Genomic DNA, 13568 nt, shown 5'->3' on the forward strand with positions numbered 1-13568 from the left:
TGGCGATTGCTTCCCTTCGGTCGCCATGACAAGGGTAAAGGAGATCGCCATGACAACAGTTCAAAGGGCCATGAGATTACAAACAAATCTCATCATACAAATCTTGCCATTGCTCATTCATGCTATTAATCAAGTCAACCTTCTTCTTTCTTGAACCCCCTTTAATCTGCTTTTCTCGATTGATAGCGCTGGTGGGGTCATCAAAAATTTCGTAATAGACTAACTTGACGACATTATATTTTTTGGTAAATCCCTCAATTAGCTTATTCTTATGTTCATAGACTCTTCTGATCAGATCGTTAGTGACTCCGGTATAAATGACTGTATTGTTGGGATTGGTCATTAAGTAAATAAAATACTGTTGAGGCATGAGTCTTGGGATGGCTTCATTACACTGGCGCGACCTTCGCAATGATATTTTATCGGTCGTTGCGATCGTAGGGAAGCGATCTCCTTGATTCGGGGGGGTTGGGATGGCTTCGTTTCGCTGGCGCTCCACTCGCCATGATATTTTATCGGTCGTTGCGATCGTAGGGAAGCGATCTCCTTGACTCCAAGATGGTTGGGATTGCTTCATTCCACTGCGTTCCATTCGCAATGACTGAATAGTTGTCATGGTGAGTACAGGGGAGCGATCGCCTTGATTCCAAGATGATTGGGATTGCTTCGTTTCGCTGGCGCTCCACTCGCAATGACTTTTTCTCTGTCGTTGCGACCGAAGGGAAGCAATCGCTACCCTTTCCGAGATCGTAGAGATGGCTTTATTCCACTGCGTGCCGTTCGCAATGACCGATCTGGAGATGATATTAATTCTCCTCATTGGGTAATTCTGGTGGCTGAAACGTGGGCGCTAGAATCATTAATTGGTCGCCATACATACTTTTGGGCACAGCAAGCACTGGGGGAGATGTATCAGGACTTTCTTCTCCCGGAGTAGTTGGCAGCAGGTAGATCCAACCGTCTCGCTCTAGCAGCAATCGCCAGACTCGTAGAGGATTTTCGGGATCGTAAACCTCATTATTTTCGTCCCCCTTAAAGCCTTCAAATCCTTGGAAATCACCAAAAAAACGAAATCCTTCTACAGGACGCTTAAGAGATCCGGGATCATTCAGTTTACTACCGAGGGGAATACTATTTTCGGGCACAATAAAGGTAACGACGGGTAAGGTGGAATTGATGCCCATATCCCGTTGAGCATCCTGAAGGGCTTGAGTCTGGGCTAAATGAAATAAAATAATCAAAACCCAACTGACAATGACGGCTTCATCGACTAGGGAACGCAGAACTTTAATGGAATCAAAATTTAAGGGTTTGAACTGGAGAAGTTCAGATAATAGGCGATAGATAAAGGTTTTTTTTTGTGACCAATAATTCTGGAGACGCTGATGCAAGCGAATATTACTCTAGCCAATAAAGAAGAGAAATCAGGACGGATTACGGATATTGATGAGCAAGTGTTATCTTTGTATACTGGAACCTCAGAACTCACCAAATTTGAATGGGAAAAGATCGCTTCGATTAAGTTTGAAAAAGGGTCAATTGTCTATCTTCCCAATGGCAAGATGACCTATCGCAGTTCTAAGGAAAATTAGCCCGATCAATTTCGTAATGTCCCCGCGAGTGCTTTGAAAATTCTTGACGCAAACAAAGGCTACTTAGAAATTGACTTAAGCTCGATCGCGTCGTTGAATGAAGAGCAGATTGAAAACTATCATAGGGATCAACATAGCTCTTCTTTTGTTGTCAAGCAAATTGAGCGCGATCGCCACCCTAGCCAAATGACCATTACTCTTACTCGTCCGTAGGTGGCGAAACTGGTAAACGAAATGCAAAAATCGGCACTCAGCTAGGCATTTGGTGGGAAACTAGTGCAGTTATGATTTATAATGACAACCGTTTAAACGGACTTGATATTACCTCTTACCAGTGCGAAACGCTGTAATTGACATGGCAGAGTTTTTACATATTCCTGTTTTAGGATCGGAGTTAATTGAAGGTCTAGACGTGCGTCCAGGGGGCAAGTATCTGGACGCGACGGTGGGAGGGGGAGGGCATAGCTTGCTGCTGTTTGCCGAATGTCGGGATATCTGGGTCACTGCTATTGACCAAGATACGCAGGCACTAGAGGCGGCTAAACTGGCTTTATCGGAGTATGGCGATCGCCTAACCTTTTGGCAGGGCAATTTTGTTGATTATCCAGGTAATGCCGAACAATTTGATGGCATTATTGCCGATTTAGGGGTCAGTTCTGCCCAATTTGATATCCCGGAACGGGGGTTTAGTTTTCGCCATAGTGCCCCCTTGGATATGCGGATGAATCAACAGCAATCCCTGACGGCTGCGGATTTGATTAATCATGGGGATGAGAAGGAATTGGCAGATATCTTTTATCAATATGGTGAGGAGCGCTTGTCCCGGCGTATTGCTCGCTCTATTGTGGCTAAACGTCCCTTTAACACGACGACTGAGTTGGCACAGGCGATCGCTTCCTGTTATCCTCCTCGCGCCCGTCATGGGCGGATTCATCCCGCTACACGAGTGTTTCAAGCCCTACGCATTACAGTGAATCAAGAGTTAACTGTTTTGCCCCAGTTTCTAGATCTCGCTTCACACTGGTTAAAACCTAGGGGAATCATTGGGATGATTAGTTTTCATTCCCTAGAAGACCGATGCGTTAAACATTACTTTAAGGACTCCGCAGAACTTACCGTTTTGACCAAAAAACCGATAATTCCTCACGCAGAAGAAATCCAAAACAATCCCCGTGCGCGATCGGCAAAATTGAGATTGGCAAAACGCCTATAGTGCGACATGCTGCGCTGTAGCGTTGGTAACAGGTAAGGGGTAATGGCTAAACCGCTTCAAACCTCGATCCAATTCTTTATAAAACTTAGAAGAGTAGTGAGTTTTTATCTTCTGAGTATCTTATAACTGTTTATGATTGAATTTTTGAGTAGTAAAACCGAAAAAAACTGGAAATTATGGGGGATCGATCCAGATCCTCTGAAATGATAGGGTTAGAAGATCAATTGCATATCCATCTCAAGAGAACCGGAACCGTTAGCAGCTCTTGAGCTACCAGTCATGGGATTTAACGGGAATATGGAAACTTTAAAAAATAATGTTTTAGTCTTAGGGCAAGAGTTAGACGATCTCAACCTCTTGCAATCGCTGCTCAATCATGTCCCTTGTCGAGTCGCGATCGCCAAATCACCCGAACAAGCCGTGACTCTATCGAGTCAAACCCTTCCGTCCTTAGTGATTCTATCAGGAAATTGCCATCAATGGTCGGCTGATTTTGTCAATCAATTACGAAAGCAAGCCCAAAAATGTAGTGTGACTATTATTGCCCTAACGGATTGTCATGCTCCCAGTTGGTTACATCAAGAATCCCATCTAGGGGTAGATGGATATTTAGTCAAACCGGTAGCTACAGATATTCTCATGTCAGTAGTAGAATCCGCTAGACTACGGCAGTTTTGTTGTTTTTAATAACAGCTAGAGGGGCGGTTTCTCACTAGATCTCTCCCTGAGCATCTGGCTTTTAATCGGTGATTCGGTTCACACTCGAGAAAACCGTATCTCCCTTACCATGCGGTTTTAAAACGGTCAAGACTAGACTAGATTCAATAGCAATTCTGAGATTGAGGCACTCAAACCCTTACAGCCGTTTCTGCTGTAGCTCTCTATCACTTTGAGCATTTTGGAGATTGATTTTTGTATGTCTTACTATAGCTCCTATCTAATTCTGATCCCAGGAATACTCTTAATGTTCTGGGCGCAAAACCAAATCCGTAGCACCTATCAGCGTTATGCCCAAATTCCCTCTAGTATGGGAATGACGGGTGCAGAAGTGGCTCAAACCATTCTCTATCAAATGGGAATTACAGATATTAGTATTGAACCGGTTGCTGGAGAATTAACCGACCATTATGACCCGAATGCGAAAGCGGTACGCCTTTCTCAAGGGATCTATAATTCTTCTTCTTTAGCTGCTGCTGCGGTGGCAGCCCATGAATGTGGTCATGTATTGCAAGATAAGAAGGGTTATAGTTTTATGAATCTGAGGGCAAATTTAGTGCCCGTGGCTAATTTAGGGTCTCAGTTTGGCCCGATGCTCGTGATTTTAGGGTTATTTTTGGGCGGTTTAGGTACAATTTCTAGCTTAGTGATTAATTTAGGAATCGGATTATTTGTGGGCGCGATCGCCTTCCATGTGGTTACTCTACCGGTAGAATTTGATGCCTCTAGTCGCGCCCTGAAGTTAATTGATAATCTAGGGATTCTGCAAGGAGAAGAAAATCGAGGCGCTAAGGCGGTTCTACAAGCGGCTGCTTGGACTTATGTGGCCACAGCATTATATGCAGTGTTGCAACTAGCACAGTTGCTACTGATTAGCCGCGATCGCTAATCAGAATCTAGGAGAGTTGATAGAATGCAACTCTCCTAATTGAACTTTAATAACGAAAAATCTAACCGAGTTGAGTCGTAATCTAGATAACATTTACAATCGCCCCCATAAGGTTAGTATACTTGAGTAAATATCTATAATTAAGTTATTACTAAAAACTGGAGACCAACTCATGAGCGATTCTAAAACCTCACCATCGCTTCCTCTTCGTCTGGTTCTGGTTGTTCCTTTCCTAATACAGATTTTTGCAGCAGTTGGACTAACCGGTTATTTTTCTTTAAAAAATGGAAAAAAAGCAGTGAATAATGTCGCCTCTCAACTGCGAACTGAAATCACTGGGCGCGTTCAGAGCTATCTCGACAACTATTTAGCCATTCCCCATCAAATTAATGCAGCTAATGCTCATGCCATTCAACAAGGATGGCTAGATTTGAATAATATTGAAGCTTTAAATCGACAATTTTTAAATCAAAGTTATGCCTTTGGTCAAAATTATCCCCTTTATATTTATGTAGGAAACAAAGTTGGAGGATTTGTAGGTGCTGGTCGATATGAGATCAACGATACTTTTGTTTGGGAATTTACGGAAAATCTGAAACCTGGAGAATTGATCAGTTATCCAGTCGATTCTCAAGGTAACTTCACTGATGTACTGACCCCCTACAATTTTTTTGATGCCACTACACGACCTTGGTATCAAAAAGCAGTTAAAGAAAATAGCCAAATTTGGAGTGAGGTCTATACCTACGCTGATAATATTTTAGGCGTTACGGCGGCTCAACCTATTTTTGATCCAGAGGATCAATTCATCGGTGTCGCTGGTGTGGATATTCCCTTAGATGCAATTAACCAGTTTTTAGCCTCGATTAAAATAGGACAATCCGGTCAAATTGTGATTATAGAAAGATCGGGCTATGTGATTGGATCTTCAACCCAGGAATCTCCTTATCTTAAAGATGAAATCACCCAAGAACCGAAGCGCTTAGAAGCGAGCGAAAGCTCAAGGGTATCTATTCGCGAAGCCAGCCAATTTTTAGAAGCAAAGTTTTTACAACTGAGTCAAATCGATCGAACCCAACAATTGGAGTTTTGGATCGATCGAGAAAAGTATTTTTTACAAGTTACTCCCTTAGGAAATGAACAGGGATTAGATTGGTTGATTCTGGTGGTGATTCCTGAATCAGATTTTATGGCGGAAATTGATGCCAATACAGTGAGAACGATATGGCTTTGTTTAGCTGCATTAGGAATTGCTATCACCCTGGGAATTTATACATCTCGTTGGATTAGCGAACCGATTCTAGCTCTTGTTCAATCTTCAGAATTAATGTCTCATGGAGATTTAAATCAACAGGTTAAAAAGGGTAATATTACAGAACTGAAAACCTTAGCAGATGCGTTTAATCGCATGACAAGTCAACTGAAAGCCTATTTTACAGATTTGGAACAACGGGTAGAAGAGCGAACAGCGGAATTGGCGGAAGCGAAAAAAGTAGCCGATAGTGCAAACCAAGCTAAAAGTGAATTTTTAGCTAATATGAGCCATGAGTTGCGTACCCCCTTAAATGGCATCCTCGGTTATGCCCAAATTATGGATCGCGCTCAGGATCTCAATGACTATCGTAAGGGAGTGACGATTATTCATCAAGCAGGCTCTCACTTATTGACTTTAATTAATGATATTTTAGACCTAGCTAAAATTGAAGCTAGGAAAATGAATTTGGTGAACAGCGATTTTCATTTTCCATCTTTTTTGATCGCTGTAGCAGAAATGGCAAAAGTAAAAGCAACCAGTAAAGGGCTTGATCTGAAGATATTGATCGATGATTGCTTGCCAGTCGGGGTAAAAGCAGATGAAAAGCGTCTACGACAAGTGTTATTGAATTTATTAGGCAATGCGATTAAATTTACCGATGGAGGTGTGGTGACATTTAAGGTTGATGTGTGCGATCGCGATCTAGAGCCTCATCGAGTTAGAATTTGCTTTGTGATTGAAGATACAGGTATCGGGATGACTCCTGAACAATTGGGGCAGATTTTTTTGCCGTTTGAACAGGTGGGTTCGCAGTCTAGGAAGTCAGAAGGAACGGGTTTGGGGTTAACTATTTGTCGGCAAATTGTGACGATGATGGGAAGTAACCTTGAAGTAGAAAGTGAATTTGGGCGGGGGAGTAAGTTTGGCTTTGAAGTAGAGGTAGAGGTTTCTGATGAATGGGTAAGCCGTGCTGCGATTTTAGAACAAGGTAAAATTATCGGTTATCAAGGGGAAGCGAAAAAAATTATGGTGGTTGACGATCAAACCCTGAACCGAATCGTTGTTTATGAAATTTTAACTCCTTTGGGGTTTGTGATATCAGAGGCTAAAAATGGACGAGAAGGATTAGAAAAATTGGTGAAAGTAGCTCCTGATTTAGTGATGACGGATATTATCATGCCAGAGATGGATGGCTATGAATTTGCTAAAGGGATTCGTGAATCCTATTCACAAGATTTGCCCGTATTGGCGGTGAGTGCAAGTGTGTCTTTAGAAGATCGGAATTTGGCGATCGCCGCTGGATGTAATGAATTTCTAGATAAGCCGTTGGACATGGAAAAGTTGTTTACTGCTTTGAAGCGCTATCTCCACTTACAATGGATTTATGAACAGAAGCCCTCATCGCTTCCCTGCGATCCATCTCCGATGATTGTGCCGAAGCCAGAGTATTTACAACCCCTCTATAGAGCGCTGAAAATTGGAGATATTGACGCGATTGAGGAAACTGCTTATCGGCTAAAAGAGAAGAAAAGCGAATATGAAGCGTTTAGCGATCGCCTCCTAGAGTTAACGGCTGAGTTTGATGAGCGTGGTATTCTAGAGTTGCTGGAGAGCCAGTCTAAAGTCTAAAGTTCTTAAAGTGATGATTTTGGTATGTCCCTAAAATCGTTAAATCTAACCCCTGAGCTGTATGATTATCTACAAAAAGTTTCCCTGAGAGAACCGGAGATTTTAGCCGAACTGCGAGCAGAAACGGCTGGAAATCCTAGGGGAGGAATGCAAATTGCCCCGGAACAAGGTCAGTTTATGGCGTTTCTAGTGCGGTTAATGGGGGCGAAGAAAACCTTAGAGATTGGGGTGTTTACAGGATATAGTAGCCTAGTTGTGGCCTTAGCACTACCTCCAGAGGGTCAGATCGTGGCTTGTGATGTGGATGCAGAGGTAACGAATATAGCACGTCGCTATTGGCAAAAGGCAGGAGTTAGCGATCGCATCGACTTGCGCCTTGCTCCCGCTCTAGACACCCTGGATCAACTGATAGCGAACGGAGAAAACAATACATTTGATTTTGCCTTTATTGATGCCGATAAACGCAATTATATTAATTATTACGAAAAAGCCTTAACCTTGGTGCGTCCCGGAGGAATAATTGCCATTGATAATGTGTTATGGGCAGGAAAAGTCGCCGATCCGCAAGTAGACGATCCCCGCACCAAAGCCCTTCGAGCGTTTAATCAAACGCTCAAAAAAGATGAGCGAATTGAGTTAAGTTTAGTCCCCATTGGCGATGGCTTAACTTTAGCCTGGAAACGCTAATCTAGCTGGTAATGGGTAATAGTGACAAGCAAATTATCGTAGGGTGGGCAGGCTATTTTTATTAATGTTGAATAATATAGCGCTTTGCGCTAGGGAATAGGGAATAGGGAATAGGCTTTTGGTACATAGCTTTGAGGATTCAACACTGTCCCTCATAACAGCGCAAAGCGCTGTATTACTGGTTTTCCTGCCCACCTGACTCAGTAGTCATAATTGAGGTAGTGTAAGAGAGCAAAAGTTATGAATCCATCCACTGAAACTCCCATGGGAAAAGTTGAAACGACTTTAAAAGTCACCAATCGCGCCGATCAGTCTACGGCAACGCGAGGGTATATTACTCCAGAAGAAGTGCGCTCAATGACGCTGACAGATGTTCTCGTGGATACGGGAGCTACGTTATTGTGTTTACCTTCAGATGCGATCGCCACTTTAGGATTGGAATTGCTCAAGGAAGTAAATGTCTCCACAGCCACGGGATTGAGTAAAGCGCGAATCTTTCGTGATGCGTCTGTTTGTATTATGGGGCGCGAGGGAACATTTGAATGTTTGGAATTACCCGGAGGAAGGGAGCCGTTAATGGGGGTGATTCCTTTGGAGACGTTGGGGATAGAGTTGGATTTAAAGAATCGGCAGTTGAAGCTGTTGCCTGACGATTCAATGGATACTTATAGCGCTTTGCGCTAGGGAATAGGGAATAGGGAATAGGGAATAGGGAATAGGCTTTTGGTACATAGCTTTGAGGATTCAACACTGTCCCTCATAACAGCGCAAAGCGCTGTATTTAACGATTTTGTAAGGCGGATGGTATGGCAAAGCAATTGTAAGGTGGGCAGGATACAGCACTTCGCGCTGCTATGAGGTATATTGTTGATTGATAGATTTGAGTTGTCATTGCGATCGCAGGGAAGAAATCGCCAAGATTCGGGAATTTTGCGATTGCTTCATTGCGCTGGCGCTTCATTCGCAATGACATATCGTAATTGATTATTCAGACTTGATATTCAGAACCATTGTTAATTGTTCATTGATATAGCAGGTAATGAAATGCTGAAAGCGTGAAACTAGCGCATCTAATCTATTGATAATAAATCTTGATAATTCTGTGAATCCCTTATGTGCTAGAGTCTAGATAAGAGAAAAAAGTATCAACATCAATCCTCATCCCGCCCTTTGACGACCCCAGTAACAGCGTCTTAAACCATGGAAAATGCCCTTGTAGTGCATTTGCATTAAAAGTGAGATCATTATGATTTAACCATTCGTTATCCTTTCTCCAACCGATGTGTTCGCAAAAATTTTTCCAAGTGTTTATATTAGACTTTCCTAATAATTTTCCCAAATCAAGCCAAATTTTCTTTTGAACAGAAAAGCCAAATTTCCCATTGCTATACTTCACCCACAAACTATCTATCACTTGTAACTCATTACGGGGAAATTTGCGTAAATCATCGATAACTAAATACCCTTTATCTTCATCATCGCCTAACTGCAGCATTAAACGGGTTGTTTCCTCGTCTGCGTTTCGCCATTCTCTATTGCTCAGATAACGTTGCAAATCTCGAAACAATAAATTACTAACACTCGCTTCTAGTTCTTGTAACTCATTTTCTATCTCTGGAGAGACTTTGCGAGGCGTTTCTTGAATGCAATCATAAGCCAAAGCAACAGACTCTGACGTACCCACATTAATTAACGCTTTCAAAAACGGATTGGGATTCACTTGTGCCGCATACAACAATATCGTTTCTCGCCACCAAGACTCTTGCCAATTTTTGATTAATAACACCTCTTTATGAATGCGAATAATTTCGCTTGCAGCTAAATATCCTTGAAAACTTAAATGAGCAAACTGATAACCATTATCGCGTTTCACCAGTAGTTCGCTCACATCAACCAGTTGTTGAATAAAAGCATTCGTATCTACTGAAGCATCAATCCTGGTCACTAGAGCATTGATACAATAGTATAACAAATGATAATCAATTTCTGGCTCATTTTTTAGTACCATATATAAGGCTAATCTCTGTAAAATTTTCTGCGTTTCATCCGCCGGTAACAGCAAGTCTATATTCCTCGCTAAAGGACGATTACCCAACTGCAAACCGATCACTTCTCGATATAATTCACTGCGCCGCTTAGGTAATTTTTCACCGGGATAAGACCGATGAACATTCACAATTAAATTTAACAACAGGGGAATTTTGGCCAAGTCATTCAGTTCCGGACGCTGCTCTAACTGCTGTAATAAATTATTGGCATTTGTCGTTGCTTCCGCTTTTACCTCTGGAGTATTTCTTCCCCCTCTAGAATATCTCTCCTGGCATCCATACCAATTCTGAATAAATCTCTCTTGCTGATGGCGATTAAACGGCTGAATAAATAACTCAGCCTTCAGTTTATACTCCGAAGAAAACGACTTATACCCGGAGGGACGGGAGGTGACAATAAAATAAGCCTGCGGATACTGACTCATTTCTTTGCCAATCCACTCGCTAATCTGAGTGCGCCAGCCTTCTTTGACCTCATCAAACCCATCAATCATCACCAACAGCTTACCGTCTCGCAGATGGTTCCTAGCCCAATTCGGAGGCAGTTGTAGTTTATGATATCCAGGTAGCTGAGGAATATGATACTCTTCAATGAGTTGGGGTAGCGTTAACTGACTTTCATTCACGATCGCAGATTGCCAATGACGCAGTAATAATAAAACCGGCAATAGTTTCGGCGCTCTATATTTTCCTTGTTTCTTCTCAGTATAAATATACGTGATGTGGCGCAACAGTGTCGTTTTCCCATATCCACCCCAGGAAATAATCGCTAACCGGCGATAGGCTTCCGTTTTCTCTGCTTGTTTTAAAATTTCCCAAATCTGTAAACCCTTTTCTTGTAATTTTTCGAGCTTTTCCCGATTCCACTTCATTCCTGCAAAGAGGGGCAAAGATTCCCCTTCAAAGTTGCGAATAAAGGCATTACTTAAGCCCAAGGGAACAAAGACTTCATTGAGTAAGGGAGTAAAGATACTTAAGCCAGGCTTAAACCCTTCCATCTTAAAGTCTTGGCAGGTATTGCCTTGCAGCGTTAAGTATTTCTCATCCACTCCTGCTAACTGCCATTGAATCGCTTCTTCAATCCTTTTATTTGTCCGGTCTATCCAGTTAATTAAACCTTTCGCATCTTCCTTGCCTCTCCCCTCATAGATCTCAGCTAAACCTATCAAAAAGCTCTCAGAATAAGCACCCCAAGCGACACTAACCGCATTCACCGGTAATAGTAGCACTGCCATCAACCACTCTTGTTGTAAGAGGAAGGCAATAAATGGGCCACCAGTGGCTCCTAATGGCATCCATCGCACAAATGTCAGCAACGGCCCGCGAATCCATTGGCGAGCGGATGCGTTATCAATTTTTACTGATTCCGATCGCTGTTCTTCTTGTTCTTCTTCCCGCGTTTCCTCTGTCATAGCTCAACCTCAGAAACTCACGCCTATTATATCTAGCTCTCCCCATTCCCTAATGAATCAGGCGAAATAGTTGTTCCTGATATTCAATTTCTCCAACCACGCGACGCATGGGTTGAGGCCAAACTCGGAGTAGGGTGGGGGTAGCTAAGACCTGATCCTGTTCGGCGAGATCGGGATGTTTGAGAATATCAATCACTTTCAGGGTGTAGGGTTGAGAAAGACTTTGTTCTAAAAACAAGTGAACTTTGTGTAATAGTCGCTCTGTTGTGTTGTGATTTCCAGAGACAAATAAGCGAAAAATATAGCCGTGGGGGTTGAATTCTTCTAGGGATAAGTCCGGTTGCATCTCTTCTACAGAGCGATGTTGGACTCGCACCACCCAATCATGATCTTCCCAGAGTTGGGGAAATTGTTCGTAATAGGAGGCGATCGCGATCGGATCGCACAGCTCAGTATCACAAGATACCCGTTTCCACTCGACCTCTAAGCCAAATAGCGCATTTAACAGCGGTGCATAATCAAACACCAGGGGGTAAGCTTCAGCCACACAATGGGTTTGCTGAGTGTGGGGATCGATCCATCGATCTAGGGTTGCCGTATAACAGGGAACCAAAAAATGGGGGGCAGCACTGAGATCCAAAAGAGTCTGCAATTTAGCACACAGATCGATATGCCATCGATTCCGTTTCCTCGGATCGATGCAGTAAACAATGTCCCCCCCAGGAGTGAATAGGGCGATCGCCTTGAATGACTCAGAACCCATCATTCCCTTAGTCTAAATTAAATCCGACCTCGGAGGAATTGGGCCATTTCATTTGGCGTTGGCGATTTCTCTAGGGCCGTTTCTTCCGTGATCCGACCCTCTTGATAGAGATTATACAGAGCCTTATTCATCGTCGTCATCCCTTCAAACTCTGACCGAAGCATAATTTGGGTAATGGCCTCTAAGTCATTTTTGATTACATACTCTTTCACCGCATCCGTAGCAATCATAATGTCATGGAATGCCGCCCGCTTCCCATCCGTTGTTTTACACAAACCTTGAGCAACAATACAGACCAAAGACTCCGCAAGTGAAACTCGCAGGGCTGGCTGTTCTGCGGGGGGAAACATCCCCATAATCCGCTCAATCGTTTTTACCGCACTATTGGTGTGCAAGGTTCCCATCACCAAGTGACCGGTCGAGGCAGCTTTCAGGGCGATACCCATGGTTTCCTTGTCCCGAATTTCCCCCACCAACATCAAATCCGGGTCTTCCCGCAGAGCCGCTTTCAGGGCATTCTTAAATTCCCGGGTATGACGGCCGACTTCCCGGTGTTTTACCAAGGATTTCTGACTCACATGGACAAACTCCACCGGGTCTTCAATCGTAATAATATGGTGGGCCATGTTCCGATTGATATAGTCAATCATCGCCGCCATGGTGGTCGATTTCCCGGAACCCGTGGGCCCCGTCACCAGAATCAGCCCCTTGTGATAGTGACAGATATCCTTGAACACTTCTGGAGATTTCAACTGTTCCATCGTCAAAATATTCGATGGAATCAAGCGCAGCACCATAGCTGGTCCGGCCAACGAATCAAAGACATTAATCCGAATTCGCACAAAGCCAAAATCAAATGCACCGTCAAAATCGAGGTGGTCTTGGAATTGACGGATTTCTTCATCCGTCATACATTCTCGCAACCAGCTCATGAATGTATTCAGGTCAGTTCTGGGATATTCCAGACTGGTAATATCACCCCGTTTCCGAAAGCGAGGAATTTCATTAACCCCTACGTGGATATCAGAGACCCCATCTTCGTCGGCTCGTTTAACAATTTCTTGGAGGGTGGGATTACCCGGACTCGGCCCTGCTTTGGCCGCTGACCGCTTGGCGGCTTTGGGCGCTGCTCCTGGAGGGGGAGCTGCCTTAGCCTTGGCTGCCTTCGCTGCCTGGGGATTCATGGGCATGGTTCTGGCAGGCATTTGTTGGGTAGCTCCATCTGCACTAGCGGCTGCACGCGGGGGAGGAGCCGGGGGACGAGGAGGAGGAGAGGGCGGTTTTTTCTGGGGGGATTGGGTCATAGCTAAGTCCTGTACAATACATCAGTAAGTGCAGGTTTTAACCTACACTTTAGCCTTCA

At 43.6% G+C, this 13568-nt stretch carries 13 protein-coding genes; 8 read left to right on the plus strand and 5 right to left on the minus strand.

Going from position 1 to position 13568, the window contains the following annotated elements:
- Positions 1-76 precede the first annotated feature (76 nt).
- Positions 77-577 carry a GIY-YIG nuclease family protein gene (locus AC3A14_RS13640; protein ID WP_487779029.1) on the minus strand — a complete coding sequence of 167 codons (501 nt, stop codon included), beginning with the start codon at positions 575-577 and terminating at the stop codon, positions 77-79.
- Positions 578-806: 229 nt separating this feature from the next.
- On the minus strand, positions 807-1391 hold the full coding sequence (locus AC3A14_RS13645; RefSeq protein ID WP_318735168.1) for a hypothetical protein: 585 nt from the start codon (positions 1389-1391) through the stop codon (positions 807-809).
- On the opposite strand from AC3A14_RS13645, the gene AC3A14_RS13650 reads away from it, so the two are divergent.
- From AC3A14_RS13650 to AC3A14_RS13685, 8 genes are all read left to right on the plus strand, one after another.
- Positions 1386-1592 (plus strand): hypothetical protein, encoded by a 207-nt coding sequence (locus tag AC3A14_RS13650; RefSeq protein ID WP_318735171.1) that lies wholly within the window; start codon positions 1386-1388, stop codon positions 1590-1592. The genes AC3A14_RS13645 and AC3A14_RS13650 overlap by 6 nt on opposite strands.
- Positions 1593-1625: 33 nt before the next feature.
- The gene (locus AC3A14_RS13655; RefSeq protein ID WP_318735174.1) at positions 1626-1805 is read left to right on the plus strand and encodes a hypothetical protein; all 180 of its coding nucleotides are present in this window, start codon (positions 1626-1628) and stop codon (positions 1803-1805) included.
- Positions 1806-1947: 142 nt separating this feature from the next.
- Positions 1948-2805, plus strand: coding sequence for a 16S rRNA (cytosine(1402)-N(4))-methyltransferase RsmH (gene rsmH / locus AC3A14_RS13660; protein ID WP_318735177.1), 858 nt, complete (start codon positions 1948-1950; stop codon positions 2803-2805).
- 297 nt (positions 2806-3102) lie between these two features.
- Entirely contained in the window at positions 3103-3492 is a 390-nt protein-coding gene (locus AC3A14_RS13665) for a response regulator (RefSeq protein WP_318735181.1), read from the plus strand.
- Positions 3493-3721: 229 nt separating this feature from the next.
- Complete coding sequence (locus AC3A14_RS13670; RefSeq protein ID WP_318700438.1) at positions 3722-4411, plus strand: zinc metallopeptidase; 690 nt, start codon at positions 3722-3724, stop codon at positions 4409-4411.
- A gap of 172 nt (positions 4412-4583) precedes the next feature.
- Positions 4584-7295: an ATP-binding protein gene (locus AC3A14_RS13675; RefSeq protein ID WP_487779030.1), complete on the plus strand. Its 2712-nt coding sequence runs from the start codon at positions 4584-4586 to the stop codon at positions 7293-7295.
- Positions 7296-7319: 24 nt separating this feature from the next.
- Entirely contained in the window at positions 7320-7982 is a 663-nt protein-coding gene (locus AC3A14_RS13680; protein ID WP_318735186.1) for a class I SAM-dependent methyltransferase, read from the plus strand.
- 240 nt (positions 7983-8222) lie between these two features.
- Positions 8223-8666, plus strand: coding sequence for an aspartyl protease family protein (locus AC3A14_RS13685; protein WP_318735188.1), 444 nt, complete (start codon positions 8223-8225; stop codon positions 8664-8666).
- A 427-nt stretch (positions 8667-9093) separates the two neighbouring features.
- On the opposite strand, the gene AC3A14_RS13690 is transcribed toward AC3A14_RS13685, so the two are convergent.
- Genes AC3A14_RS13690 through AC3A14_RS13700 form a run of 3 tightly spaced genes read right to left on the minus strand, consistent with a single transcriptional unit; the run spans position 9094 to position 13509 of the window.
- Positions 9094-11442: an NACHT domain-containing protein gene (locus AC3A14_RS13690; RefSeq protein WP_318735191.1), complete on the minus strand. Its 2349-nt coding sequence runs from the start codon at positions 11440-11442 to the stop codon at positions 9094-9096.
- Positions 11443-11491: 49 nt separating this feature from the next.
- On the minus strand, positions 11492-12208 hold the full coding sequence (locus AC3A14_RS13695) for a circadian clock KaiB family protein (RefSeq protein WP_318735194.1): 717 nt from the start codon (positions 12206-12208) through the stop codon (positions 11492-11494).
- 14 nt (positions 12209-12222) lie between these two features.
- Entirely contained in the window at positions 12223-13509 is a 1287-nt protein-coding gene (locus tag AC3A14_RS13700; RefSeq protein ID WP_318735196.1) for a type IV pilus twitching motility protein PilT, read from the minus strand.
- Positions 13510-13568: the final 59 nt, after the last annotated feature.

This window comes from Roseofilum sp. (genome assembly GCF_982964205.1).